At 68.9% G+C, this 24271-nt stretch carries 22 protein-coding genes; 11 read left to right on the top strand and 11 right to left on the bottom strand.

Annotated features, from left to right (window positions below; genetic code table 11):
- Nucleotides 1-113 precede the first annotated feature (113 nt).
- Complete coding sequence (locus AC5JLE_RS02435; protein ID WP_496064986.1) at nt 114-1172, bottom strand: CDP-glycerol glycerophosphotransferase family protein; 1059 nt, start codon at nt 1170-1172, stop codon at nt 114-116.
- Here AC5JLE_RS02435 and AC5JLE_RS02430 point away from each other — a divergent pair.
- Complete coding sequence (locus AC5JLE_RS02430; protein ID WP_496064985.1) at nt 1171-1977, top strand: glycosyltransferase family 2 protein; 807 nt, start codon at nt 1171-1173, stop codon at nt 1975-1977. The genes AC5JLE_RS02435 and AC5JLE_RS02430 overlap by 2 nt on opposite strands.
- 30 nt (nt 1978-2007) lie before the next feature.
- Here AC5JLE_RS02430 and AC5JLE_RS02425 read toward each other — a convergent pair whose 3' ends face one another.
- The 5 genes from AC5JLE_RS02425 to def form a co-directional block, all read right to left on the bottom strand.
- On the bottom strand, nt 2008-3267 hold the full coding sequence (locus tag AC5JLE_RS02425; RefSeq protein WP_496065007.1) for an O-antigen ligase family protein: 1260 nt from the start codon (nt 3265-3267) through the stop codon (nt 2008-2010).
- Between the two features lie 152 nt (nt 3268-3419).
- Nucleotides 3420-5129, bottom strand: coding sequence for an ArnT family glycosyltransferase (locus AC5JLE_RS02420; protein ID WP_496064984.1), 1710 nt, complete (start codon nt 5127-5129; stop codon nt 3420-3422).
- 23 nt (nt 5130-5152) lie between these two features.
- On the bottom strand, nt 5153-6484 hold the full coding sequence (gene rsmB / locus AC5JLE_RS02415) for a 16S rRNA (cytosine(967)-C(5))-methyltransferase RsmB (RefSeq protein WP_046432737.1): 1332 nt from the start codon (nt 6482-6484) through the stop codon (nt 5153-5155).
- A 3-nt stretch (nt 6485-6487) separates the two neighbouring features.
- Nucleotides 6488-7411, bottom strand: coding sequence for a methionyl-tRNA formyltransferase (fmt, locus tag AC5JLE_RS02410; protein ID WP_478439805.1), 924 nt, complete (start codon nt 7409-7411; stop codon nt 6488-6490).
- A 120-nt stretch (nt 7412-7531) separates the two neighbouring features.
- Nucleotides 7532-8044: a peptide deformylase gene (def, locus tag AC5JLE_RS02405; RefSeq protein WP_014648564.1), complete on the bottom strand. Its 513-nt coding sequence runs from the start codon at nt 8042-8044 to the stop codon at nt 7532-7534.
- Nucleotides 8045-8170: 126 nt separating this feature from the next.
- Here def and AC5JLE_RS02400 point away from each other — a divergent pair, with 126 nt between their 5' ends.
- The 9 genes from AC5JLE_RS02400 (at nt 8171) to AC5JLE_RS02360 (ending at nt 17741) form a co-directional block, all read left to right on the top strand.
- Nucleotides 8171-9301, top strand: coding sequence for a LysM peptidoglycan-binding domain-containing protein (locus AC5JLE_RS02400; protein WP_032958270.1), 1131 nt, complete (start codon nt 8171-8173; stop codon nt 9299-9301).
- Nucleotides 9302-9430: 129 nt separating this feature from the next.
- Nucleotides 9431-10558, top strand: coding sequence for a DNA-processing protein DprA (gene dprA, locus AC5JLE_RS02395; RefSeq protein WP_401733143.1), 1128 nt, complete (start codon nt 9431-9433; stop codon nt 10556-10558).
- A gap of 43 nt (nt 10559-10601) precedes the next feature.
- On the top strand, nt 10602-11075 hold the full coding sequence (locus tag AC5JLE_RS02390; protein WP_005419622.1) for a DUF494 family protein: 474 nt from the start codon (nt 10602-10604) through the stop codon (nt 11073-11075).
- A 39-nt stretch (nt 11076-11114) separates the two neighbouring features.
- Nucleotides 11115-11876 carry a pilin gene (locus AC5JLE_RS02385; protein ID WP_197562108.1) on the top strand — a complete coding sequence of 254 codons (762 nt, stop codon included), beginning with the start codon at nt 11115-11117 and terminating at the stop codon, nt 11874-11876.
- 49 nt (nt 11877-11925) lie between these two features.
- Entirely contained in the window at nt 11926-12855 is a 930-nt protein-coding gene (locus AC5JLE_RS02380; RefSeq protein ID WP_049408647.1) for an RDD family protein, read from the top strand.
- A gap of 193 nt (nt 12856-13048) precedes the next feature.
- Nucleotides 13049-15541, top strand: a complete 2493-nt coding sequence (locus AC5JLE_RS02375; RefSeq protein WP_014648569.1) for a DNA topoisomerase I — start codon at nt 13049-13051, stop codon at nt 15539-15541.
- Nucleotides 15542-15669: 128 nt separating this feature from the next.
- Nucleotides 15670-16260, top strand: a complete 591-nt coding sequence (gene tsaC, locus AC5JLE_RS02370) for an L-threonylcarbamoyladenylate synthase type 1 TsaC (protein ID WP_496064983.1) — start codon at nt 15670-15672, stop codon at nt 16258-16260.
- Nucleotides 16261-16303: 43 nt separating this feature from the next.
- Nucleotides 16304-16993 (top strand): DUF4124 domain-containing protein, encoded by a 690-nt coding sequence (locus AC5JLE_RS02365; protein ID WP_241884890.1) that lies wholly within the window; start codon nt 16304-16306, stop codon nt 16991-16993.
- 34 nt (nt 16994-17027) lie between these two features.
- Nucleotides 17028-17741 (top strand): hypothetical protein, encoded by a 714-nt coding sequence (locus AC5JLE_RS02360; RefSeq protein WP_032958375.1) that lies wholly within the window; start codon nt 17028-17030, stop codon nt 17739-17741.
- Between the two features lie 94 nt (nt 17742-17835).
- Here the strand turns inward: AC5JLE_RS02360 and AC5JLE_RS02355 are convergent, their stop codons facing one another.
- Nucleotides 17836-18612, bottom strand: a complete 777-nt coding sequence (locus AC5JLE_RS02355) for an SDR family oxidoreductase (protein WP_014038643.1) — start codon at nt 18610-18612, stop codon at nt 17836-17838.
- Between the two features lie 112 nt (nt 18613-18724).
- Here AC5JLE_RS02355 and AC5JLE_RS02350 point away from each other — a divergent pair, with 112 nt between their 5' ends.
- Complete coding sequence (locus AC5JLE_RS02350) at nt 18725-18937, top strand: hypothetical protein (protein ID WP_496064982.1); 213 nt, start codon at nt 18725-18727, stop codon at nt 18935-18937.
- 98 nt (nt 18938-19035) lie between these two features.
- On the opposite strand, the gene sppA is transcribed toward AC5JLE_RS02350, so the two are convergent.
- The 4 genes from sppA to AC5JLE_RS02330 all read right to left on the bottom strand — a co-directional run bounded on the left by sppA (nt 19036) and on the right by AC5JLE_RS02330 (nt 24223).
- Nucleotides 19036-20958 carry a signal peptide peptidase SppA gene (sppA, locus tag AC5JLE_RS02345; protein WP_032958263.1) on the bottom strand — a complete coding sequence of 641 codons (1923 nt, stop codon included), beginning with the start codon at nt 20956-20958 and terminating at the stop codon, nt 19036-19038.
- A 115-nt stretch (nt 20959-21073) separates the two neighbouring features.
- A complete protein-coding gene (locus AC5JLE_RS02340; protein ID WP_032958262.1) occupies nt 21074-22438 on the bottom strand; it encodes an MATE family efflux transporter in 1365 nt (454 codons plus the stop codon).
- Between the two features lie 206 nt (nt 22439-22644).
- On the bottom strand, nt 22645-23226 hold the full coding sequence (locus tag AC5JLE_RS02335) for a DUF3106 domain-containing protein (RefSeq protein ID WP_049408659.1): 582 nt from the start codon (nt 23224-23226) through the stop codon (nt 22645-22647).
- Nucleotides 23219-24223 carry a hypothetical protein gene (locus AC5JLE_RS02330; protein ID WP_180835836.1) on the bottom strand — a complete coding sequence of 335 codons (1005 nt, stop codon included), beginning with the start codon at nt 24221-24223 and terminating at the stop codon, nt 23219-23221. The genes AC5JLE_RS02335 and AC5JLE_RS02330 overlap by 8 nt, the downstream gene beginning before the upstream one ends.
- Between the last annotated feature and the right edge of the window lie 48 nt (nt 24224-24271).

The raw sequence follows: 24271 nt of genomic DNA, 5'->3' as shown, positions 1-24271 counted from the left end.
TCTCTTGGTTTGTCCTCCAGCCTGTTCTTCGACCCCCGGGGCACCTCCACCTCCCACACCGCTTTTTGCCCGCCCCCCCGCCCGCCACTACCGCGAGCGGGGTCGGCGAGGCATCAGCGCTGCGACGGCCCCCAATATCCCAGGTCCTTGCGGATCTGCAGGTCGCGCACCCAGCTGCCGAAGGGCTTGCGCCGCAGCACGCCCATTTCACCGGACAGGAAATCCTCGGTGGCGGCGATCACCCGCTCGCTGGACAGGCCATCGCGGTACGGATGGATGGCGTCGGCGTAGCGCACGATCTCCGCCTGCAGCGCGGCGTCGGGATGCAGCGCGCGCTGCAGCATCGCCGGCAGCTGCGCCGGGTCGCCGAAGTCGATCATGTGCGGCTTGGGCACGCGGTTGCGGAAGGTCACCACCGGCTTGTGCTGGACGATGAACTCCGAAACGATCGACGAGGTGTCCGACACCAGCACATCGGCGGCGCGCTGCGCGGCCATCACCTGCTCCGGCTCGATGAAGCGGGCATGGGCACCGGCCAGCGCGCGGTAGCGCTCGAACAGTTCCGGTGGGCACTTCGGGTGCAGGGTCAGCAGCCAGTAGCGCTCACCGCCAGCGATATCGGCGGCGATCTGCGCATGCAGGTGGGGCGCTGCGCTCAGGCGCTCGGTGAAGGTCGAACCGAACAGGATCACCGGGCGCCCGCCCGCCGCTGCGCGCAGCGCGGCGCTCTCGCCACCGTCGTCGCGGAACAGCGGGTCGAGCTTCGGCCAGCCGGTCTCGGCTACGGCGAAATGGCCCTGCAGGGCGGCGATCTCACGGAACGGCGCGGTGGTGGCCGGCCCCTGCGTGCAGTACAGGTCGAACATGCCGCGCACCCGGAAGTGGCCGCGCGCACTGTCGCGCTTCTCTACGTTGAAGCCATGGAACAGCTGTACCTTGGCGCCGGACAGGAAGGTCGGCACCCAGTTGGCGGCGCTGAACACGGCACGCGGCCGCATCGCCAGGGCCTGTTTCAGTCCGATGTTGGGCACGCCCGGCAGGCTGCTGGCGGCCGCGCCATCCTCGAACCAGGCCGCCACCTCCTGCCCGGAGGCGTGCAAGGCCTGCGCCAACGGGGCGAGAATAGGCAGCGCATAGCGCTCCGTCGCAAACAACAGGTACCCGGCCATCATGTCCTCCACGACCGCTCCCATCGAACGGCCTCGCATCTCGGCCTGCATTATCGCGTTCAACGAGGCCGGCCGCATCGGCGACTGCCTGGCCTCGCTGGCCTTCTGCGACGAGATCATCGTCGTGGACTCGTACTCCAGCGATGCCACCCTGGCCATCGCCGAGGCCGCAGGCGCCCGCGTGCTGCAGCGTCCGTTCGATGGCTTCCGCAGCCAGAAGGCCTACTGCGTCGAGCAGGCAAGCCACGACTGGGTGCTGTGCCTGGACGCCGATGAGCGGATCAGCCCGGAACTGCGCGCAGCCAGCGAACAGGCCCGCGACGGTGGCTTCGCCGGCCATGCCGGCTATCGCTTCGCGCGCCTGTCGGAGTACTTCGGCAGGTTCCTGCGCCATGGCAATGCCTACCCGGACCGGGTGATGCGCCTGTTCGACCGCCGCCGCGGCGGCTGGCGCGGCAAGCGCGAGATCCACGAGGCGGCCAGCGTCGACGGCAGCGTCGGCACCCTGCGCGGCGACCTGGTCCATTACCCGTACCGCTCCCTGCAGCAGCAGCTGGCCAAGACCGAGAAGTACGCGCGGATGATGGCCGAGCACGAGTTCGCACGCGGCAAGCGGGCCACGCTGGGCAAGCTGGTACTGGCGCCGGCCTGGCGGTTCTGGCGCGGCTTCGTGTTCCGTGGCGGCTTCCGCGACGGCTGGCACGGCCTGGTCTACGCCTACGTGCGCGCCAACTACGTGCGGCAGAAGACCATCATGCTGTGGATGCTGGGCAACGGCCAGCCCGTGGCCGACCCGCCGAACCCCTGATCGCCGGGGCCCGCCCGGCGCGCCGACGCATCACGAGCCGCCGGTGATCGCCCGGTGGCGCGCGCCTTCGACGATCGACAGGCCGGTCAGCAGCCCGACCAGGGTCACGTAGAAACTGGCCGTCATCTGGTGCGCGAACATCGACTGGGTCAGCCCGCACAACGCGTAGGTGATCACCAGCATGACGCCGGCAGCGGCCGGCCCGCGGAAGGTCGCCCGTCCGCTGCGGCGATGCAGGCGCACGAACAACCACAGCGGGATGCCATACACCGCCAGCAACAGCAGCAGGCCCGGTACACCCTGGGTCGCCGCCCATTCGGCCACGTCGTTGTGGGCATGCCCCAGGTGGCAGCGCGACTCTTCCGGGTTCTCCCGGCAGACCGGCACGCGCTGCATCGCGCTGTCGAAATGACCGATGCCAACACCCACCAGCGGATGATCGAGGAAGGTCTGCCAGGCTACCTGCAGGCGCTCGACGCGGGCACCGGCGGAAGAATCACTGTCGCCCAGCTCCATCCGCTGCACGTCGCTGTGCAGCTCGCTCAGGCGGACCTGGTGGCGCAGCTCCGGCACCGACAGCAGCAGCGTCGCACCGATCGCCAGCATCCCGGCCAGCACCGACAGGCGCGCCGCACCGGTACGCCAGCGCAGGCTCAGCGCCAGCACCACCAGCAGCGCCAGCAAGGCGGCGAACACACCGCGGCTGCCGGTCAGCACGATGGTGCCGCAACCGGCGGCCATGCCGAGGATCACCAGCGACCAGCGCCGCGACGGCCGGCAGAACACCAGCAGCACCATCAACACCATCACGATGTCGGCCAGCACGATGGCGTTGGTGAACAGCTCCGCGCGCGGGGCGCCGCCCAGCACCTGCCACAGCGACATCACGAAGGTGGCGAGCAGGCCGGTCAACGAGCCGTACCAGAGCCACCGCAGGCTGGGACGCAGCGCGCAGATCCACAGCGCGATCCATGGGATCACCACGAATCGCGAACGGTTGTCGACGTCACGCAGGCCCTGTTCGAACAGCACCACCGACAGTACGCCGAGCGCCAGCACCGCCAGCATCAGCCAGACCAGCACTTTCACCGGCTGGCCGGCCATGCCCCGCGCGCGCCACAGCAGCTCCGGCGCCAGCAGGGTGCTGAGCAGCAGCAGAAGGCCATACGGCAACAGGTTGATCGGCACGGTCAGCACCAGTGCCGGCAGGCAGAACAGCCCCAGCTGGGCCAGCCCGTGTGCAACCCCGTGACGCCCACCGACGGGAACGCCCAGCGGGTCGCCGGCCATGAGGTTCAGGTTGTCCGGTGAAGCTGGCACGTCGGGAAGTATCGCTGCAATCTGCTGGAAGAATGGGACGGGCCAACGCGGCCCGTCCCAGCCTGCTGTTTTACTGCCTTTGGACCCGCTTGGGCAGACTGGACAAGCGGAAATCGTGCTGGCTAGTCATGTTCCTGCAAACGCCGTTCACGTTCCCGCTCCTCGGCAGTGACCACGCACGGCACCGTCACCGCCGCCGCCGGCACCAGCCACCAGCGCCGCCGGTTGGCCACGCCGGCCAGTTCGGAGCGGTTGCGGTCGACGCACGACAGCATCGCGTACTCGTGGACCAGCAGCCAACGGCGTCCGGGCGCCAGCCGCTGCCAGCGCGTGGCCGCCACCAGCTGCTCGTCCCAGTCAGTCTCGAAACCGAAGGTCGCTGCGGGACGGTCGGCCAGCAGCAGGTGCTGTTCCTTCCAGGCCACCAGCCCCAGCTCGGCATCGGGGCCCAGGCGGGTACCGACCGCGCGCATCAGGCCACGGGCCGAACTGGAATCGTTCAGCAGCGGGTAGCCGACCAGGCTGTACAGCACCCAGACCGCCGCCAGGGTCGACACCAGCGCAAGGTGCCGGCGACGGCCACAGGCCAGCAGGCTCAATCCGCCCCACAGGCCCATCGCCAGGATCGTCCACGCCAGCGCGTCGACGGCCCCGGGGGCGAGCCCGCGGCTATGGGTCAGGCGCAGCTCGAAGGCCGGGTCACCCAGCACCGCCATCACGCCAGCCACGGCCAGGCCCAATGACAGCAGGCCGGTGAACAGCCCCACCACGGCCTGCACATCGCGTCGCTTCAGCAACCCCGGCAACAGCGGTGCCAGCACCAGGCAGAACATCGGCAGCGCCGGCAGGATGTAGACGTCGCGCTTGCCGGCGGGAATCGAGAAGAACAGCACCACCATCAGCCACCAGGCCAGCGGCAGCAGATAGCGCGCGTCGCGGCGTTGCAGCCGGCGGCGCCAGGCCGGAATCGCCCAGGGCAGGGCCAGGAATGCCGGGATCCACATCAGCGGCATCGTCGCCAGGAAGTACCAGGCGGGCTGGTGGTGATCCCAGGAATGGGTGTAGCGCCGCGCCGTCTGCTGGAACAGGATATCGTCCATGTAGGCGCGATATTCGTCCGAGCCGGTGGCAAAGCCGGCCAGCAGCATCGGCGCCAGCCACAACGACACCGCCAGCAGGAAGGCCAGCGGCGCCAGCCAGAAGCGCGCGTCGCGCGCGTGCAGGCCCACCCGTGGCCACCGCAGCGCCGTGGCGATTGCCGCGGGCACGATCATCAGCAGCGCCAGCATGCCCACGCCCTTGGTGATCACGCCGATGCCGGCGAAGAACCAGCCCAGCCACCACCAGCGCCAGGCAGGCCCCAGCAGCAGGTGGCGCAGCAGGCCGTAGTTGGCCAGGGTGATGAACAGCAGCAGCAGGGGATCGATCTGCGCCTTCTTCGCCTGGAAGGTGAACTGCAGCGCGAACAGCAGCGCCCAGCCGGCATACAGCCCCACCCGCCGCGTCCACAGCCGCCGGCCCAGGTCGACCACGCACCACAGCGTGCCCAGTGCCGCCAGCAGCGACGGCAGCAGGAAGGCCACGCGCCACTGCCCGACCAGGCTGTACAGCGTGGCCTGCCACCACATCAGCATCGGCGGCTTGTCCGAGTACAGCTCGGTCCCGCGGTGCGGGAACAGCCAGTGGCCGCTGTCGAACATCTGCTTGGCCACCAGCGCGAAGCGCGGCTCGTCCGACGGCCACGGATCACGAAGGCCCAGCCCGGCCCCCAGCACCAGCAGGGCCATCACCACGAACAACCACGTCTCGCGCGACGCGCGGGATTTCAGCATGGGACTCGCAACGTCAGCGGGGGTCAGGCCGTTTTTAGCAGACGCGCGTAAAAGAAACCGTCAGCATCGCTGTCACCCGGCAGTCGCTGGCGCGCGATCCCCTCGCAGTCCAGGCCGAATCTGTCATCCAGCGGCTGTGCCACCGCGTCCGGATGCCACTTCAGGAAGGCCCGCACCTGATCGATGTTCTCGGCGCGCAGGATCGAACAGGTGGCGTACAGCAGCACGCCGCCCGGGCGCAGCATCGACCAGCAGGCCTCCAGCAGGCGGGCCTGCACGCCGACCAGCGCATCGATATCCTCGGCGCGGCGGTGGAACATCACGTCCGGCTGGCGGCGGATCACGCCGGTGGCCGAACACGGCGCATCCAGCAGGATGGCGTCGAACGGGGTGCCATCCCACCACGCACCGGGGTCGCTGGCATCGGCCACCCGGGTCTGCGCGCCCTCACCTACACCGGTGCGGGTGTAGGTATCGCGGGCACGCGCCAGGCGACGCGCATCGATATCCAGCGCCAGCAGGCGCAGGCTCGGGTCACGCTCCAGCAGGTGCGCCGACTTGCCACCCGGTGCCGCGCAGGCGTCCAGAACGCGGGCGCCGGACGCCGGTGCCAGCGCGTCCGCCGCACATTGCGCCGACAGGTCCTGCACCGACAGCGCACCGTCGGCGAACCCCGGCAACTGGTTCACCGCGATGGGCGCCACCAGGCGCAGCGCGTCGGCGCTGAGCGGGCTGGCTTCGGCAGCAATGCCGGCCTCGGCCAGCGTGGCCAGCGCCTTGTCACGCCCCCCCTGCTGGCGGTTGGCACGCAGCCACAGCGGCGCCGGCTGCAGGCTGGCAGCAAAGATCGCCTGGGCCTGGGACGGCCAGTCGCGCTCGACGGCGTCGGCCAGCCACGCCGGAAAGGCGTCACGCGCAGGCTGCTCCGGGAACCCCTCGCGCTGCGCGCGGCGCAGGATCGCGTTGACCAGCCCGGCCTGGCGCTCACGGCCCAGCGCGCGGGCGGCGTCGACCGTGGCCGACAGGGCCGCATGCGCCGGCAGTTCCAGCACGTCCAGCTGCGCGAAGCCCACCATCAGCAGCGTGCGCAGATCGGCATCACGCGCCGACAGCGGCTTCTGCATCCACGACTGCAAGGCAGCGTCGTAGGTACTGCGGCGGCGCAGGACTGCAAAGCACAGCGCTTCCAGCAAGGCCCGATCACGACTGTCGGCCAGCTTGGGCAGTGCCCAGGCCAGTTCCGCCTTCAGCGAGCGGCCACGGGTGAACACCTGCGCCAGTACGCGTGCGGCCAGCATGCGGGTGGCCGCGCCCGGCGCCGCCTTGGCGACGGAGAAATCATTCTGCTTCGACACCGCTTATGCCCCCACGTGCAGGTCGCGGCGGGCATTGAGGTAGTCGGCGGCGGTGATCGCCTTGCCGCCTTCGCGCTGCAGCGTGCGCAGGCGCAGCGCGCCCTGGCCGCAGGCGATGTCGATACCATCGCGGCTGGCCGCCAGCACCGCCCCCGGCGCCTGGCCGTGGGCCAGGTCAAGAGCGACCGCGCCGTGGATGCGCACGCGCTCGCCGGCCAGCGTGGCCTCGGCGATCGGCCACGGATTGAAGGCGCGCACGGTGCGCGCCAGTGCATCGGCGTCCTGCGCCCAGTCCAGGCGGGCTTCGGCCTTGTCCAGCTTGTGCGCGTAGGTCACGCCCTGCTCGGGCTGCGGCCGCGCGATCGGCTTGATGCCGGCACGCAGCAGGCCCAGGCCGTCGGACAGCACCTGTGCGCCCAGTTCGGCCAGCTTGTCATGCAGCTGGCCGCCGGTATCGGTGGCCGCGATCGGCAGCTCCTGGTGCAGCAGCACCGGGCCGGTATCCAGGCCGGCTTCCATCTGCATCAGGCACACGCCGGTCTTTGCGTCACCGGCCTGGATCGCGCGCTGGATCGGCGCGGCACCGCGCCAGCGTGGCAGCAGCGAGGCATGCACGTTCCAGCAGCCGTGGGCCGGGATCGCCAGTACCGCCCTGGGCAGGATCAGGCCGTAGGCGACCACCACCATCAGGTCCGGCTGCAGGTCGCGCAGCTGCCGCTGGGCAGCTTCATCCTTCAGCGATTCGGGCTGGTAGACCGGAATGCCACGGGCCACGGCTTCGAGCTTGACCGGCGACGGTGCCAGGCCACGGCCGCGCCCGGCCGGGCGATCAGGCTGGGTATAGACGGCCACGACCTCGTGGTGGCGCGCCGCGGCGCGCAGCGACGACACCGCGAATTCCGGCGTACCGGCAAAGACAATCCTCATGGCTACCCCACTTGCAGGATGGATTCGTGCAGGAAAGAAAACGGCGCCGTCGGCCGGCGCCGTACAGCCCGCGCGCGTCGCGCAGGCACGGGCCACCCGGAGGGCGGCCCGGATTGGCGATCACGCCACGTGCTTGCGCTGCTTGGCCAGCTTCTTGCGGACCATCTCGCGCTTGAGCGGCGACAGATAGTCGATGAACAGCTTGCCGTCCAGGTGGTCCATCTCGTGCTGGATGCAGGTGGCCAGCACTTCACCGGCCTCCAGCTGCTGCTCCTGGCCGTTGCGGTCCAGGTACTTCACGGTGATGGTGTCAGCGCGGGTCACGTCGGCGAAGATGCCCGGGACCGACAGGCAGCCCTCCTGGTACACCCGGCCCCCGTCCTTGGCGACGATTTCCGGGTTGATGAACACATGCGGTTCATTCTTCTCTTCGCTGACATCGATGACCATGAAGCGCTTGTGCACGTCCACCTGGGTGGCGGCCAGGCCGATGCCCGGGGCGTCGTACATGGTCAGGAACATGTTGTCGATCAGTTCCTGGAAGGCCGGCGTGGTGACTTCGGCGGCGTCGATCAACGCAGCCTTGGTACGCAGGCGCGGATCGGGGAACTCGAGAATGGGGAGAAGGGCCATGGCTGTTTCCGGATAGGGGGCCGGCACGCCGGCATACGTCGCAGATTCTAGCTCCAACGCTTGCCTTGCGCCCCGGTTTCTGGACTATAGTGCGTGGACCTGTTGGGGAATCAGGGCTTCACACCTATGTTGCTTCGTTTTCGTACGGTCGTCGCCGCGGCGATGCTGACCGTGGCTGCCTATGCTACCGCCGTGGAAGTGAATGGCGGGCACCCGGACACCTATGTGGTCCGAAAAGGGGATACGTTGTGGGATATCGCCGCACGTTTCCTGCAGAAGCCTTGGCTGTGGCCGGAGATCTGGCAAGCCAATCCGCAGATCGCCAACCCGCACCTGATCTATCCAGGTGACGTGCTGAGCCTGGCCTACCTGGACCGGGTGACCGTGTCCCAGGCCGGTCCGCGCCAGGAGGCCCCGATCGACGCCATTCCGCTGGCCCAGGTCGAGCCGTTCCTGAAGCAGCTGAGCGTTGTCGACAGCGTCAAGCAGCTGCCCTACGTCGTCGGCCTGGAGGACAGCCGCCTGCGCGTGTCCGGTGGCGACACCGTCTACGTGCGCCTGGCGGATGCCCAGGTGGGCCAGCGCTGGGCCGTGGTACGCCCGACCGTGCGTTACGCCCAGCCCAAGCCGACCGAGGACCTGACCGCCAACGGCGACGTCACCCCGGGCAGCGGCAACCTGTGGAAGGCCTACAACGCACCCAACGCACGTCGTGGCGTGCTCGGCTACGAACTGGCCCAGGTCGCCACCGGCACCATCACCCAGATCGCCGGCGGCAAGGTCGAGGCCTCCACGCTGGTGCTGGACAAGAACGTCGGCGGCCGCGAAGTGCGCGCCGGCGACCGCCTGGTGCCGGTCGAAGCCCGGCCGTACGACCTGCAGTTCGTGCCCCACGTACCCGCTGCGGGTGTCGAGGGCGTGGACGTGCGCGTGCTGGCGGTCACCGACATGTTCACCGCCGGTGGCCCACGCGACGTGATCGCGATTTCGGCCGGCCGTGCCCAAGGCGTGGACAACGGCACCGTGTTCTCGCTGTGGCGCCCGGGCCGCCATGTAGCGCACCGCATGAAGTACCCGACCTCCTCGCGCATGGACGACTCGCTCAGCACCGGCGCAGGCCGGGTCTCGCTGCCGGATGAATATGCCGCGCATGCGATGGTGTTCCGCACCTTCGACAACGTCAGCTACGCGCTGGTGATGCAGGGCGTGAAGCCGGTGCAGGTGGGTTACAACGCGCTGCACCCGGACGCGAAGTAACGGTTGCCGGACTGCCCCGGCCACCACTGGAGTGCCGGCCGCGGGCCGGCAGGCACCTCCGGCAAAACCTGACAGCCACATGCGAAGGCGCCCTAGGGCGCCTTTGTTGTGTGCGGCCGATAGTGGGGGATGACCACACATGCATACGAGGCGCTGCTGCGCCTGTTGATGGCGGGAGGCGCACTGGCGCCCCGACGGGCCCTGCTGCAGGCCGCGGGCGATGCGGAAACCGCCATCGCGCAAGGCACTGCGACCTGGCGTGCGCACGGTTGCACGCCGGAGCAGTGCGCCGCCCTGGAACGCGTTGATACCCGGGCCTGGACAGCCGCCCGGCGCTGGCTGGAACAGGACAACCATCACCTGCTGTCGTGTACCGATCCGGCCTTTCCGCCATCACTGCTGGAGGTACCCAACCCGCCGCTGGCGCTGTTCGTGGCCGGTGATCCCTGCCTGGCCTGGCGCCCTTCGGTGGCGCTGGTCGGCAGCCGCTCGCCCACCCCGGGCGGGCGTGCACTGGCCGCGCGTTTTGCCGGCTGCTTCGTCGAGGCCGGCCTGGCGGTGACCAGCGGCCTGGCCGCAGGCATCGATGCGGCCGCGCACCAGGCTGCGCTGGAGGCCGGCGGCTGCACCATGGCAGTGATCGGCACCGGCCCTGACCGGGCCTATCCGGACAGCCACGCCCGGCTGCAGGCGCGGATCGCCGCCGAAGGCGTGGTGCTCAGCGAGTACCTGCCGGGCACGGCTGCCCGCCCCAGCCACTTCCCTGCGCGCAACCGGCTGGTGGCCGGACTGGCGCTGGCCACCGTGGTGGTCGAGGCCGCACAGCGCTCGGGCGCGCTGATCACCGCGCGCCTGGCCGCCGAGGCGGGCCGCGAGGTCTGTGCCCTGCCCGGGTCGGTGCTCAACCCGCGCGCGGCCGGCTGCCATCGCCTGATCCGCGAGGGCGCGGCGCTGGTCGAGCGCCCCGAGGAGGTCCTGGAACTGCTCGCCCCCGCCCTTCGCCAGCAGCTGCCGGGCTTGCAATCGCGGTTGGCCACCCCCACTGAACAGGCACCGCCGGCGCTCCTGCCGGCGCGCTGGGCCGGCGACCCTGACTACCAGTGCTTGTGGCGGGCGCTGGACCACAACCCAAGCGGTATGGATTCACTGATCACGCGTTGTGGATTGACGGCGTCACAGGTGTCCTCCATGCTGCTGGCCATGGAACTGGCGGGAATCGTGGTGTGCGTACACGGCCGCTACTGTCGAACTCCCTAGTTTCTTCACCTCCACAGCGTCGCGCGACGCAGGCCGAGGGGCAATGAAAGAGAGCATCCTGGATGTACTGCTGTACCTGTTTGAACACTATTTCAGCGAAGATGCGGACCTGATCCGTGACCGCGATTCGCTCCAGAACGGCCTGATCCAGGCCGGTTTCAGCCCCACCGAGATCAACAAGGCGTTCGACTGGCTCGATGCCCTGGCCGCGCAGCGGCCGAGCGTGGCCCAGGCGCGGGTCGATGGCCCCGTGCGCATCTACCACGGCCCCGAGCTGGACAAGCTGGACGTGGAATGCCGCGGCTTCCTGCTGTACCTGGAACAGCACGGCATCCTCGACGCCGACCAGCGCGAGCTGGTGCTGGACCGGGCGATGGCCCTGGACCAGGACGAACTGGACCTGGACGACCTGAAGTGGGTCGTGCTGATGGTGCTGTTCAACCAGCCCGGCTCCGAAGCGGCCTACGCCTGGATGGAGACGCAGATGTTCATGGACGAGCCAGAACCCCTGCACTGACCGTACACTTGGGGGCATAGCGCATTCAGGAGCGTCCCCGTGAGCGAGTGGTTCCACGCAGAAGGCAACCGGCAGCAAGGCCCGCTGCCGGCGGAACAGTTGGTCGAGTTGTTCCGCAACAACCAGATCTCCCTGGACACCCTGGTCTGGCGCGACGGCCTGCCGCAATGGCAGCCGTTGCGCAGCGTGGTCGATGAGCTGGGCCTGATCGTGCCGGCGCTGGACGTCGCCGCGCCGGCCGTGGAACCCGAGCCGGAGCCCGAACCGGAACCGGTTGCGCCGCCGCCGCAACCACCGGTGCTGCCACCGTCCACGCCCTATGCCACGCAGACCCCGGCCGGGGTGCTGCCGCCGCCGAAAAAGAAGCTCTCCGGCTGCGCCCTGACCGCGATCATCGGCGGCGGCCTGCTGCTGGTGCTGGTGCCGGTCATGGCCATCCTCGCGGCGATCGCCCTGCCTGCCTACAACGACTACACCGTGCGTGCCAAGGTTGCCACCGCGGTCAATGCCCTGCAGCCGCTGAAACAGCAGGTGCAGCACTTCGCCGACGACGAAGGCCGCTGCCCCGGTGCCAACGATGCCGGCTTCCCGGCGCCGGGTGATTTCACCCAGGCCGGCCTGTCGGCGGTGAACATCGGCCGCTTCAACAACGGCCACTGCGGCATCGAAGCAACGCTGGCCGTGCCCGGCAAGAGCCTCGATGGCGACCTGCTGTGGCTGGAATATGATCGCGACAGCGGCCGCTGGGAATGCAGCGGTGAAAGCGACGACAAGTACCTGCCGCCGTCGTGCCGCGGCTGAGCCACGCGCACGGCAGCACCTCCAAGGACGATCCAACAGGGAACATGCAATGACCGAGTGGTACTACGCCGAAGGACAGCAACGCCAGGGCCCGCTGCCGGTCCAGGAAATCCGCCAGCGCTTCCAGCGGGGCGAACTGAACCTGGACACCCTGGTCTGGCGCGAAGGCATGGCCCAGTGGGCTGCACTGCGCCAGGTGGTCGATGAGCTCGGCCTGCAGACGCTGGCCGATGCCAGCACGGCCACCGCCAGCGGCGGCTTCGACCTGCGCGGCGACTACGCCGCCATCGACAACGGCACTGCACCGCTGCCTGGCACGGGTGCGCTCAGCAGCTCGCCCTACAGCGCCCCGGCCGCTTCCGGTGCCGGTGGCCCGCAGCCGGTGATCGGCGGCGAGGTGGTCTACGCAGGCTTCTGGAAGCGCGTAGCGGCGTACATGATCGACTACTTCGTGCTGGCCATTCCGGGCGGCATCATCGGCGCCATCATCGGCGTGGTGCTTGGCGCCAGCATGGGCGCGGTGGGCAGCGGCGAGACCTCCATCGAAATCGTCGCGCAGGTGGCCAGCGCGCTGATCAACATGGCCATCGGCGTTGCCTACTACACCTGGTTCCATTCCTCGCAGGGTGGCGCCACGCTGGGCAAGATGGCGGTCGGCATCAAGGTCGTGCGCAGCAACGGCGATCGCCTGACCAAGGGCCGCGCCTTCGGCCGCTACTGGGCCATGCTGCTGAGCAGCTTCACCCTCGGCATCGGCTTCCTGATGGCCGCCTTCACCGAGCGCAAGCAGGGCCTGCACGACATGATCTGCGACACCCTGGTGGTCGACCGCTGGGCCTACACCGACCAGCCGCACCTGCAGCGCCATGAGCTGGGCACGGTCACCATCGTGATCCTGGTGCTCACCGGCCTGCTGGTGCTGGCGGGCCTGGTGGTGCTGGTGGCCGCGGTCGGCTTCATCGCCAAGATGGCCTCATGAACGGCCATCCTCACGTCTGGCTGCTTGACAGGGGCTGGCCGGGCGTGATTCCTCTAATAAGGTGAAACCTGAACGCCCGGCACACTACCGGGCGTTCAGCGTATTGATTTGTCCGTGGCCGCTTCACTAATGCGGCCGTTTGCTCCACCCTAGCGGCCCCTCCCCTGCGGCTCGCCCCACAGACACTGCTGCCATGCCCAAGCACCTGCTCATCGTCGAATCGCCGGCCAAGGCCAAGACGATCAACAAATACCTCGGCAAGGACTACACCGTCCTGGCCTCGTATGGGCATGTGCGTGACCTGATTCCGAAGGAAGGCGCGGTCGACCCGGACAACGGGTTCGCCATGCACTACGACGTGATCGACAAGAACGAAAAACATGTCGACGCGATCGCCAAGGCCGCCAAGGGCGCCGACGACATCCTGCTGGCGACCGACCCGGATCGCGAAGGTGAAGCGATCAGCTGGCATATCGCCGAGATCCTGAAGGAACGCGGGCTGGTCAAGGACAAGCCGATGCAGCGCGTGGTGTTCACCGAGATCACCCCGCGCGCCATCAAGGAAGCGATCAGCCAGCCGCGCGCGATCGCCAGCGACCTGGTCGATGCCCAGCAGGCGCGCCGCGCGCTGGACTACCTGGTCGGCTTCAACCTGTCGCCGGTGCTGTGGCGCAAGGTCCAGCGCGGCCTGTCCGCCGGCCGCGTGCAGAGCCCGGCGCTGCGCATGATCGTCGAGCGCGAGGAAGAGATCGAAGCCTTCATCGCCCGCGAGTACTGGTCGATCGCCGCCGAGTGCGCACACCCGTCGCAGCACTTCAACGCCAAGCTGGTCAAGCTGGACGGGCAGAAATTCGAGCAGTTCACCATCACCGACGGCGACACCGCCGAAGCCGCCCGCCTGCGCATCCAGCAGGCCGCGCAGGGCTCGCTGCATGTCACCGACGTGGCCAGCAAGGAGCGCAAGCGCCGCCCGGCGCCGCCGTTCACCACCTCCACCCTGCAGCAGGAAGCCTCGCGCAAGCTCGGTTTCACCACCCGCAAGACCATGCAGGTGGCGCAGAAGCTGTATGAAGGCGTGGCGATCGGTGACGAAGGCACCGTCGGCCTCATCTCGTACATGCGTACCGACTCGGTGAACCTGTCGCAGGACGCGCTGGCCGAAATCCGCGACGTGATCGCCCGTGATTACGGCATCGCCTCGCTGCCCGACCAGCCGAACACCTACCAGACCAAGTCCAAGAACGCCCAGGAAGCGCACGAGGCGGTGCGCCCGACCTCGGCCCTGCGCACTCCGTCGCAGGTCGCCCGCTTCCTGACCGACGACGAGCGCCGCCTGTACGAACTGATCTGGAAGCGCGCCGTCGCCTGCCAGATGATTCCGGCCACGCTCAATACGGTCAGCGTCGACCTGTCGGCTGGCAGCGAGCACGTGTTCCGTGCCAGCGGTACCACCGTGGTGGTGCCCGGCTTCCTGGCCGTGTACGAGGAAGGCAAGGACAACAAGAGCGCCGAAGACGAGGACGAAGGCCGCAAGCTGCCGGCGATGAAGCCGGGCGACCGCGTGCCGCTGGAACGCATCCAGGCCGAGCAGCATTTCACCCAGCCGCCGCCGCGCTACACCGAAGCGGCGCTGGTGAAGGCGCTGGAAGAGTACGGCATCGGCCGTCCGTCGACCTACGCCTCGATCATCCAGACCCTGCTGTTCCGCAAGTACGTGGAAATGGAAGGCCGCAGCTTCCGCCCGTCCGACGTCGGCCGCGCGGTGTCCAAGTTCCTGTCCAGCCACTTCACCCAGTACGTGGACTACGACTTCACCGCCAAGCTCGAAGACGAGCTCGACGCCGTCTCGCGTGGCGAAGAAGAGTGGATCCCGCTGATGGCCCGCTTCTGGGAGCCGTTCAAGGAGCTGGTGGAAGACAAGAAGGAATCGGTGGACCGCGCCGAGGCCAGTGGCGCGCGCGAGCTCGGCACCGACCCGAAGACCGGCAAGCCGGTCAGCGTGCGCCTCGGCCGCTTCGGGCCTTACGCCGCCATCGGCAGCACCGCCGAGGACGCCGAGGAGAAGCCGAAATTCGCCTCGCTGCGCCCCGGCCAGTCGATGCACACCATTTCGCTGGAAGACGCGCTGGAACTGTTCCTGATGCCACGCGCGCTGGGCGAGGACAACGGCGAGCCGGTCAGCGTCGGCATCGGCCGCTTCGGCCCGTTCGCCAAGCGCGGCAGCACCTATGCCTCGCTGAAGAAGGAAGACGACCCGTACACCATCGACCTGGCCCGCGCCGTGTTCCTGATCGAAGAGAAGGAAGAGATCGCGCGCAACCGGATCATCAAGGAGTTCGAGGGCAGCGACATCCAGGTGCTGAACGGCCGCTTCGGCCCGTACATCAGCGACGGCAGGATGAACGGCAAGATCCCCAAGGATCGCGAGCCGGCATCGCTGACCCTGGCCGAAGTGCAGCAGCTGATGGAAGAAACCGGCAAGCCCGTGCGCAAGGGCTTCGGCGCCAAGAAGGCTGCCGCGAAGAAGGCACCGGCCAAGAAGGCGGCCGTGAAGAAGGAAGCGGCGCCGAAGAAGGCCGCAGCCAAGAAGGCGCCTGCCAAGAAGGCGGCGAAGAAGGCCGTGGTAAAGAAGGCCGCTGCAAAGAAGGCACCGGCGAAGAAGGCCGTCAAGAAAGCCGCGAAGTAGATTCACGCCATGCGTGGATAAGGGGTAGTGCCGGCCGCTGGCCGGCAACATCCAGAAGCACCCGATGCCGGCCAGCGGCCGGCACTACCGGGCCAGGGTCCACCCCTTCTGCACGCCGCAGGGGGATAATGGGGGCCCACGTCGGGCCGGTCGCCGCCATGAAAGAACTCACCCTGGACTCTGCTGTCGCCACGCTCCGCGCCGGCGGCGTGATCGCCTATCCGACCGAAGCGGTCTGGGGCCTGGGCTGTGATCCCTCGCATGAGGCGGCGGTGCACATGGTGCTGCGGCTGAAGCAGCGCCCGATCGAGAAGGGCATGATCCTGGTCGCCGCCGAATTGTCGCAGCTGGAGGGCTGGGTGCGCCTGCAGGCGTTGCCCGATGCCCGACAGCGCGCGGTGCTGGCCAGCTGGCCGGGTGCCAACACCTGGATCCTGCCGGCCGGTCCGCGCGCCCAGCCCTGGATTACCGGCGAGCACAGCGGCATCGCCGTGCGCATCAGCGCGCACCCGCTGGTCGCCGCCCTGTGCCGCGCCTGGGGGGGGCCCCTCGTCTCCACCAGCGCCAACCTGGCCGGTGAATCACCGGCACGCAGCCGTGCCGAGCTGGATCCACGCCTGCTGCGCCTGCTCGATGGCATCCTCGATGGCGAAACCGGCGGCCTGGCCCAGCCCACCCCGATCCGCGACGCGCTCAGCGGCAACGTGCTGCGCTCCTGAGCGGACGATTGCACTGCCACGCACAATCACGCACCCTGCCGCCATGAACCTGCTGCGCACCGCCCTGGGCCTGTGCCTGCTGCTGCCATGGACCGCATCGGCCGCCGAGGACGTGCGCGTCTACCGCTGCGTCGCCAGCAATGGCGCCGTGGCCCTGCAGGACAGGCCCTGCAGCAGCGGCCGGCAGGAGGTACGTGACCTGCAGCGCCCGCGCGATCCGGCACCCCGGGTGGTGCGCAGTGACGCCCCTCCCGCGGTGCCCAGCGAGGTTCCGGTGATGCGCGATCGCGAAGTCCGCCACGTCTACATCCAGCCGCCACAACCGTTGTACGAGTGCGTGAGCGACGACGGTCGCCGCTACACCAGCGACAGCAACGAGGGCAATCCGCGCTGGGTCCCGTTGTGGACCAGCGTGTGGCTCCCGCACGGGCACCACGGCGCGGTCCATCCCGGTCCGCGCCCGGGCTTCGGCACGCCGGTCGGTGCGCCGATCGGTGAAGGCGCAGGCTACCGGCCGCCTGCGGTGGGCGTCGGCGTGCAGGTGCCGGCCGGCAGCGTGCTGGTCCGTGACAGCTGCCATGCGCTGCCGCCGCAGGACGTCTGTGCGCGCCTGCGTGACCGCCGCTGGGAACTGGACCGCCGTTACAACAGCGCGCTGCAGAGTGAGCGCACCGCCATCAGCAATGAACAGCGTGGCATCGACGCGCGCCTGTCGCGGGACTGCGAACGCTGAGCGCGATGCCTGCCTGGGCATGTACGCTGTGCGCATGAAGAACCTGATCTGGCTGGCCCTGGGCCTGTTCGCCGGCAACGCGTTGGCCGACGACGGGGTGATCTACCGTTGTACCTCCAGCAGCAGCGATGTGCCTACCCTGCAACGCACGCCCTGCCCTGCCGGCAGCAAGCAGCAGGTGGTGAGGGTGCCGGCCAGTGCTCCGCCGGCGCCGGCCTCAGCGGCACCCGTGCCGGCCGCGCCCGGACCGGCCGCGGCCACTGCGCCGTCCGTTCCCGCACCCGCGCCTCGTCGCCCCGGCGAAGGACGCACGATCATGGAAGCTGGCATGGTCGAACGCGAAGGCGGCGATCTGATACTCGACAGTGCATCGCTGCCACGCCAGGCCGATGCCGCGCCGGACAGCAATGCGCCGCCGAAGCCGCCGCTGCCACCGATCTTCCAGTGCACCGACAGCCAGGGCGGTGGCTACCTGCACGAATACGAAGCCGCCCCCGGGCGCTGCGAACTGATGACCGTGCAGGGACTGGGCGGCGCCACGCCGGTCAATGCCGCCGGCTGCGAAGTGGTGCGCGACCGCTGCGAGGAACTGCCGGACGCGCAGCGCTGCAGCAGCTGGCAGCAACGCTTCCGCGACGCACGTGGCCGTGAGCGGTTCGCCTCGCCGGAAAACCGCGACAACGCCCGTGGGGAACGCGAACGGCTGCAGGGCGTGCTGGAGGCCAGCAACTGCCCGATACCGGGGTGACAGCCACCCGGTAGTGCCGGCCGCTGGCCGGCAATCGCAGGATCTTCAAATGATTCCAGTTGCCGGCCAGCGGCCGGCACTACCCTTTGGAAGATCAGAACCCGTAGCGCAGGAAGCCGCCATCCACCGCGATGCATTCGCCGGTGACATAGCTGGCCGCCGGCAGGCACAGGAAGCCAACGGCTGCGGCCACTTCCTCCGGCTCGCCAATGCGGCGCATCGGCGTGCGGTTGATCACTTCCTCGTAGTAGTCCGGGTCCGACAACGGACCGGACGTGCGCCGCGTGCGGATGTACCAGGGCGCCACCGCGTTGACCCGGATGCCATCCTCGGCCCACTCGACGGCCAGGTTGCGGGTCATCTGGTGCATCGCCGCCTTGGTCATGCCATAGACCACGCCACTGCGCACATGGGTCAGCCCGGACACGCTGCCGACATTGACGATCGACGACGACGCGTGCCGGGCCAGCAGCGGATGCGCGTAGCGCGACAGCTCGAAGGCCGAGAACAGGTTGGTCTCGAAGATCTTGCGCCATTCGTCCTCGGAATATTCCGTGGCCGCCTTGGTGACGTTGCCACCGGCATTGTTGACCAGGATGTGCAGGCCATCGCTGTGATCTTCCACCCAGTCCAGGATCTGCCGACGGTCCTCGTCATCGGAGACATCGGCCGCCAGCGCGTGCACCTGGTGCTGCGGATAGACATCCAACAGTTCGTCGCGCGCCGTTTCCAGCATGTCGATGTCGCGGCCGACGATCATCAGGTCGGCGCCGAGGCCAGCCAGTTCGTGCGCAATGGCCAGGCCGATACCGGCGCTGGCACCCGTGATCAGGGCCGTCTGGCCGTCCAGGCGCCACCGTTGCTGGGTCATGAGTCCTCCGGGGCCGCGCCCGCTGTGTTTCGATGCCGCAAGGATACGCGCTCACGGCAGCGCTCGGCCGGGGATGCGACACTTGCCCATACGCCCACCGCGGAGAGCCGCCATGCGCATCCTGATCCTGTCCACGTCGCTGCTGGCCAGCCTGCTGCTGGCGGCCTGCCAGCGGCCGCCCACGCCGAACCCGGAGAAGCCACCGGTGCCACGAGCGATGTCGCGTGCGATCAACGACCCGCTGGACCGCGCCAAGGACGTGCAGAAAACCGTCGATGATGTCGCTGCGCGTGAGCGCAAGGCCGAAGCCGACGCGACGCAATGACCTGTGGGGTCAGAGACCTTTGTGCTGCCAAGGAATCCGACCCCATGAACGAAAACGCCCGGCCAGGGCCGGGCGTTTTCATTCGGTACCGTTGCCGATCAGAATCCGCAGAAGCAGTACGCCAGCGCCTTCACCGGAGCGCCATTGCCCTTCTCGCGGGCCGCGTTCTCGACGAAGCGCAACTGAGTGTCCACTTCCGGCATCGTGCGTGCCAGCATCATCCGCGCCATCCCCGAATCGGACAGCATCCAGGCACCGGCGCGGCTGCCGGCGAAACCGCTGACGAACTGTGCGAACGGCGTGGCTGCCTTCTCGATGTAGCGCACGCGATAGGCATCGGCCTTGCCCAGCTTGGCGCGGCTGGCCGCATCGGCCACCGCATCCTTCAGGCCACCGAAGGCATCGACCAGGCCGCGTTCCTTGGCCTGTGCACCGCTCCACACGCGGCCACGGGCGACCTCGTCCACGGCCTCGACCGGCTTCTTGCGGGCGTCGGCGACACGGCCGGTGAAGTCCGCGTAGCCCTTGTTGATCACCGTCTGGATGACCTGGCCGACGGCCGGGTCCATCGGGCGGGTGACATCGAAGGCGCCGGCGAAGCGGGTGGTGCCGACACCGTCGGTGTGCACGCCGATCTTGTCCAGCGCGCGGCTGAAGTTCGGCACCATGCCGAAGATGCCGATCGAACCGGTGATGGTCGACGGATCGGCATAGATGCGATCGGCGTTCATGCTGATCCAGTAGCCACCGGAAGCGGCCAGATCACCCATCGACACCACGACCGGCTTGCCAGCGGCCTGCAGGGCTACCACTTCACGACGGATCTGCTCGGAGGCGAACACTTCACCGCCCGGCGAATCCACCCGCAGCACCACCGACTTCACGTTGTCGTCGTCGCGCGCGGCACGCAGCAGCGCCGAGGTCGACTCGCCACCGATGCGGCCGGCCGGCAGGTCACCGCCACTGATTTCGCCGGCGGCCACCACCACGGCCACCTGCGGACGCGAGTCCACCGGGTTGCGGCGCGCGTCGAGCAGGGCCAGGTAGCGGCCGAAGTCGACGTTGCGGAAACCACCGTCGGCATCCTCGTCGGCCACGCCGCGCTCGATCATCAGATCCTCGAATTCCTCGCGGGTCTTCAGCGCGGTCACCAGCTTCTGCTGCAGCGCGAACTTGGCCAGGTCACCACCGGCGGCAGCGATGCCTTCCGGCAGGGTGTCGATGCCGGCGGCCAGCTGTGCCGGATCCAGGCGGCGGGCCTTGGCGATGTCGCCCAGGTAGCGCTGCCACACGTCGTTCATCCAGAACAGGTCGGCTTCCTTGGAGGCCGGCGACGCCGCGTCGAGCACGTACGGCTCGGCCGCGGACTTGTACTCGCCCACCTTGAACAGGTGCACGTCCACGCCCAGCTTGTCCTGCAGGCCGGTGCGGAAGTACTGGCGGTAGCGGCCGAGGCCTTCGAGCACGACCGAACCCATCGGGTCCAGGTAGACCTCGTCGGCCTGCGCGGCCAGCAGGTACTGCGACTGGCCCATGCTCTCGCTGTAGGCCACCAGCTGCTTGCCGGAGGCGCGCAGGTCCTGCAGCGCGGCGGCCACCTCACGCAGCGAGGCGAAACCGGACGGCTGCAGCTTGTCCAGCTCCAGCACCACGCGTTCGATCTTCTTGTCTTCCTTGGCCGACTCGATCACCCGCAGCAGATCGCGCAGCTGGATCTCCTCGGCGCCGTTGTCACCCACCGCCTTGGCCAGCGCGCGGCTGACCGGGTCGGCGCTGAACTGCTCGACCAGGCGGCCTTCCGGCGCGATCACCAGCGTCGTGCGGTCCTGCAGCGACTTGCTGGCACCGGCGCCCATGCCGGCGGCGATGACGAACATCACCAGCAGCAGGAACAGCAGGCCGAAGAACACCAGGTTGAGGATCAACCGGCGGGTGAAGTTCATGACGTCCCACAGCCCGATGAAGAAACTGGCGACGGGGTTGCGACGCGCCGGGGGCAGCGGGGGCACGGGTTGATTCATGGAACGCTCCGGATGGCTTCTTGCCGTGGTACCAGCATAGCCGGTGCCGCGTGATGCAGCATCGGACACAAGTCAGGGGATCGCCCGTCACGGGTGAACGTGGCGGGCGGGAAGATCAGGACAGCGCGGATTGCCCGATGCGCTGGCTGCTGCGGCGCAGGCGCCAGCCCATCAGGATGGCAGCGGCGGTCAAGCCGACGATCAGGCCGATCCACATGCCCTGCGGGCCCATGCCCAGCCCCAGGCCGAGCCCGGCGCCGAGCGGCATGCCCAGGCCCCAGTACGCGAACATGGCGATGAACATCGGCACGCGGGTGTCCTTCAGGCCGCGCAGCGCGCCGGCCGACAGCACCTGGATGCCGTCCGGGAACTGGAAGGTGGCCGCGTACAGCAGCAGGGTCGAGGCCAGGCCGGCCACTGCCAGGTCGTTGGTGTACACACCGACGATGGCATCGTGGCCGAACAGCAGCACCGCCGCCGACAACGTCTGCGTGCCCATGATGATCGCGTAACCGGCCCAGGCCGCACGCCGCACGCCGAAGCCGTCACCACGGCCGACCGCATGGCCGACGCGCACGGTGGTGGCCTCGGCCACGCCCATCGGGATCATGAAGCACAGCTGCGCGACATTGATCGCGATCTGGTGCGCAGCGGCTTCGTTGGCACCAAGGCGGCCGATCAGCAGCGCGGTGACGATGAACAGGCCGCCCTCCATCAGCACGGTGATGCCGATCGGCAGGCCGGTGCGCAGCAAGTCCCAGATCGCCTTCCAGCGCGGCCCTTCGAAATGCGAGAACAGCTGCAGATGGGCGAAGCGCTTGGTGAACCACAGGTAGGTGGCGAAGGCGATTGCCTGCAGCCACATCATCACCGCCGAGGCGATGCCCAGGCCTTCGGCGCCCATTTCCGGGAAGCCGAGCTTGCCGTTGGCCAGCACATAGCCCATCGGTGCCAGCACCAGCAGGCCACCGAAGCCGAGCAGCATGGTCGGCAGCGTCCAGTGCATGCCTTCACTGAGATAGCGCATGCAGAAGTACAGGGTCAGCGCAGGTCCGCCCCAGCGCACCGCATGCAGGAACGCGGTCGCCCCCGGCACGATGTCCGGCGCGATGCCGAACGACGGCAGCAGCGGCGGCACCACGGTGAGGAAGGTGAACATGATCAGGCCCAGCCCCAAGGCCAGCCACAGTGCCTGGCGGAACAGCGGGCCGATCTCGCGCTCGCGGCCGGCGCCATGCAGCTGCGACACCGAGGCGGTGAGCGAGATCAGGGTGCCGATCGGAATCAGCATCGGCAGCCACAGCAGCGCCGTACCGATGGTGACGGCGGCCAGTGTGGCCGTGGCGTGGTGGCCGGCAATCACGTTGTCGACGAAGGAGATCAGACCGGTGGACACATGGCCCAGCACAAGCGGCAGGGCGAGCAGACCGGTGGCGCCGACTTCCTTGCTGAAGCGCGGCGTGGAGGTTGCAGTAGACATAAGGTGCTTGACGCGAACTGCGGTTGCGCGCGAAGGGCACAGGCACCGGGTTGCGGGCGCCCATCTTACGCGGGCGGCGCGTGCATTCCCATGACATGGCGTGAATGCTGGGTTTCAGCCGCCCCACACAAAAAGGGGACGGAGGGGATTAAGTCGTTTCAGGCCCGCTAGTGCCGGATGCGACTTAATCCCCTCCGTCCCCTTTTTTACTGGCCGGCCTGGCGCTTGAGCCAGCTGTCGCGCTCGGCGGCGGGCACGGCGAGGAAGGCGCTGCGCACTGCGTCGCGTTCCTGCGGTGGCGTGCGCTGCGCGACCAGAGTCAGCTGGGCCAGCTGCGCCGGGCTGAGCTGGCGCAGTACGGCCAGCGCGGTCTCGCGCTGTTCCGGCGGCACGAAGCCGAACAAGCCATGCAGCTTGGGGAATTCCAGGCCCAGTTGCGGGCCCAGCCGCCACCCGTCGCGGAACGCCTGGTCCTGGTCGCGGAACTGTTGGCGCAGGCGCTGCTGCTGGTCCGCAGGCAGCGCATTGAATCGCGCAGCCGCCTGGCGGATGCGCTCGCGCTCTCCTTCCGGCAGCGCGCGCCAGGCGGCGTAGTCGGCGCGGCGCTGGCGCTGCTGCTGCGCATCGAGCTGGGCGAAGCCAGAGGGTGCTGCCGTCGACGGTGCTGGCGAAGCCAGCGGCGTGGCCGGCGACGTCGGTGGCGGCAACGGCACGTTCAACGATTGCGGCGCGGCAGACAGCGACAAAGGCAGGGCCAGCAGCAGGCTGGCGAACACGGACTTATTCATCGGCAGCAGCGGTTTCCAGCGTGGCACTGGCCGGCTCGGGCCGGCTCGGCCTGGATTGCGATTCATCCACCGGCAGCGGGCCGCCCGCGGCAGTCCACGCGTACAGGTCGGCATCGGCGACCAGCGGGTAGTCACGATCGGCCAGCATCGCTGCGTCGTCCGTGGCCTGGGCCGTGGTCGCATCCGGCGTGGCGTTGACCTTGCTGGGTGGCAGGGCTTCCACCGTCACCGGACCGGCTTCGCCCACCACTCCCTCCGGCAGCGGTGCATCACTGCCGAAGGAATGCCCCTGCCAGTGGCGCCAGCCCAGCGCTGCGGCCAACAGTACCGCCACGGTCGCCAGCAGGATCAGCGGACCGCGCCAACGTGGCTTGGCGTTCGTGCGACGGCGCTTGCCATTGGCGGCCGCCCGCTCATCGCGCTGCGGTGCGCGCCAGCTCGGGGTCGGGGCTTCGTTGTGGGCGGTCGCGGCGGCGGGTTGCTGCAGCTGCTGCAGGCGCGCGGCCGGCAACTCACGGATACGCGCCTGCACCTGTTCGGCCAACTGGCGCCAGGCCGAGGCATCCGGCTGGCCGTGGGCATCACGCGGGCAGGCGTCGGCCAGCAGGTGCTGGTAGCCGGCCTCGTCCTGGTCGAGCACGCGCATGGCGATGCCCTCGTCCAGGCTGCCCCCCACCCGCAGCAGCAGCGCAAGGCGCGGCAGCGGCGGCATCGCGCCCAGCACGGCCAACGGCGGCAGCCACTGCCCGCCCACCGGCTCGCGCAGCGCCTGGCGCTGGCCCAGAAGGGTCCAGAAGCGGGTCGGCCACTGCGCCATCGGCAGGTCGCTGGCCACTGCGGCAAAGGCGCGCATCACCGCCACCAGGGTCTGCTCGGCGCGCGCGGCATCGCCGCACTGCAGTTCAGCGACCACCAGGGCACGGCGCTCGACGCCACGCAGGAACGCCGACAGCGCGCCGGCCGCGGTCGAGGAAACAGGGGCGGGCACAGCCGTCATCGGTCACTCCAAAGGTCTGCCGGCATGATAGCGGCAGGCCATCGACGC

The organism is Stenotrophomonas sp. (assembly GCF_059505245.1).
Note: the sequence above shows the minus strand (reverse complement) of the source record. Positions and strands in the feature narration are given on the sequence as shown.

What these genes read in the sequence shown, in the direction of transcription:
- AC5JLE_RS02430 (WP_496064985.1), top strand. Translation starts at nt 1,171, where the DNA reads ATGTCCTCCACGACCGCTCCCATCGAACGGCCTCGCATCTCGGCCTGC.
- AC5JLE_RS02435 (WP_496064986.1), bottom strand. Translation starts at nt 1,172, where the DNA reads ATGATGGCCGGGTACCTGTTGTTTGCGACGGAGCGCTATGCGCTGCCT.
- AC5JLE_RS02425 (WP_496065007.1), bottom strand. Translation starts at nt 3,267, where the DNA reads ATGGCCGGCGACCCGCTGGGCGTTCCCGTCGGTGGGCGTCACGGGGTT.
- AC5JLE_RS02420 (WP_496064984.1), bottom strand. Translation starts at nt 5,129, where the DNA reads ATGCTGAAATCCCGCGCGTCGCGCGAGACGTGGTTGTTCGTGGTGATG.
- fmt (WP_478439805.1), bottom strand. Translation starts at nt 7,411, where the DNA reads ATGAGGATTGTCTTTGCCGGTACGCCGGAATTCGCGGTGTCGTCGCTG.
- def (WP_014648564.1), bottom strand. Translation starts at nt 8,044, where the DNA reads ATGGCCCTTCTCCCCATTCTCGAGTTCCCCGATCCGCGCCTGCGTACC.
- AC5JLE_RS02400 (WP_032958270.1), top strand. Translation starts at nt 8,171, where the DNA reads ATGTTGCTTCGTTTTCGTACGGTCGTCGCCGCGGCGATGCTGACCGTG.
- dprA (WP_401733143.1), top strand. Translation starts at nt 9,431, where the DNA reads ATGACCACACATGCATACGAGGCGCTGCTGCGCCTGTTGATGGCGGGA.
- AC5JLE_RS02390 (WP_005419622.1), top strand. Translation starts at nt 10,602, where the DNA reads ATGAAAGAGAGCATCCTGGATGTACTGCTGTACCTGTTTGAACACTAT.
- AC5JLE_RS02380 (WP_049408647.1), top strand. Translation starts at nt 11,926, where the DNA reads ATGACCGAGTGGTACTACGCCGAAGGACAGCAACGCCAGGGCCCGCTG.
- AC5JLE_RS02375 (WP_014648569.1), top strand. Translation starts at nt 13,049, where the DNA reads ATGCCCAAGCACCTGCTCATCGTCGAATCGCCGGCCAAGGCCAAGACG.
- tsaC (WP_496064983.1), top strand. Translation starts at nt 15,670, where the DNA reads ATGGGGGCCCACGTCGGGCCGGTCGCCGCCATGAAAGAACTCACCCTG.
- AC5JLE_RS02365 (WP_241884890.1), top strand. Translation starts at nt 16,304, where the DNA reads ATGAACCTGCTGCGCACCGCCCTGGGCCTGTGCCTGCTGCTGCCATGG.
- AC5JLE_RS02360 (WP_032958375.1), top strand. Translation starts at nt 17,028, where the DNA reads ATGAAGAACCTGATCTGGCTGGCCCTGGGCCTGTTCGCCGGCAACGCG.
- AC5JLE_RS02355 (WP_014038643.1), bottom strand. Translation starts at nt 18,612, where the DNA reads ATGACCCAGCAACGGTGGCGCCTGGACGGCCAGACGGCCCTGATCACG.
- AC5JLE_RS02350 (WP_496064982.1), top strand. Translation starts at nt 18,725, where the DNA reads ATGCGCATCCTGATCCTGTCCACGTCGCTGCTGGCCAGCCTGCTGCTG.
- sppA (WP_032958263.1), bottom strand. Translation starts at nt 20,958, where the DNA reads ATGAATCAACCCGTGCCCCCGCTGCCCCCGGCGCGTCGCAACCCCGTC.
- AC5JLE_RS02340 (WP_032958262.1), bottom strand. Translation starts at nt 22,438, where the DNA reads ATGTCTACTGCAACCTCCACGCCGCGCTTCAGCAAGGAAGTCGGCGCC.
- AC5JLE_RS02335 (WP_049408659.1), bottom strand. Translation starts at nt 23,226, where the DNA reads ATGAATAAGTCCGTGTTCGCCAGCCTGCTGCTGGCCCTGCCTTTGTCG.
- AC5JLE_RS02330 (WP_180835836.1), bottom strand. Translation starts at nt 24,223, where the DNA reads ATGACGGCTGTGCCCGCCCCTGTTTCCTCGACCGCGGCCGGCGCGCTG.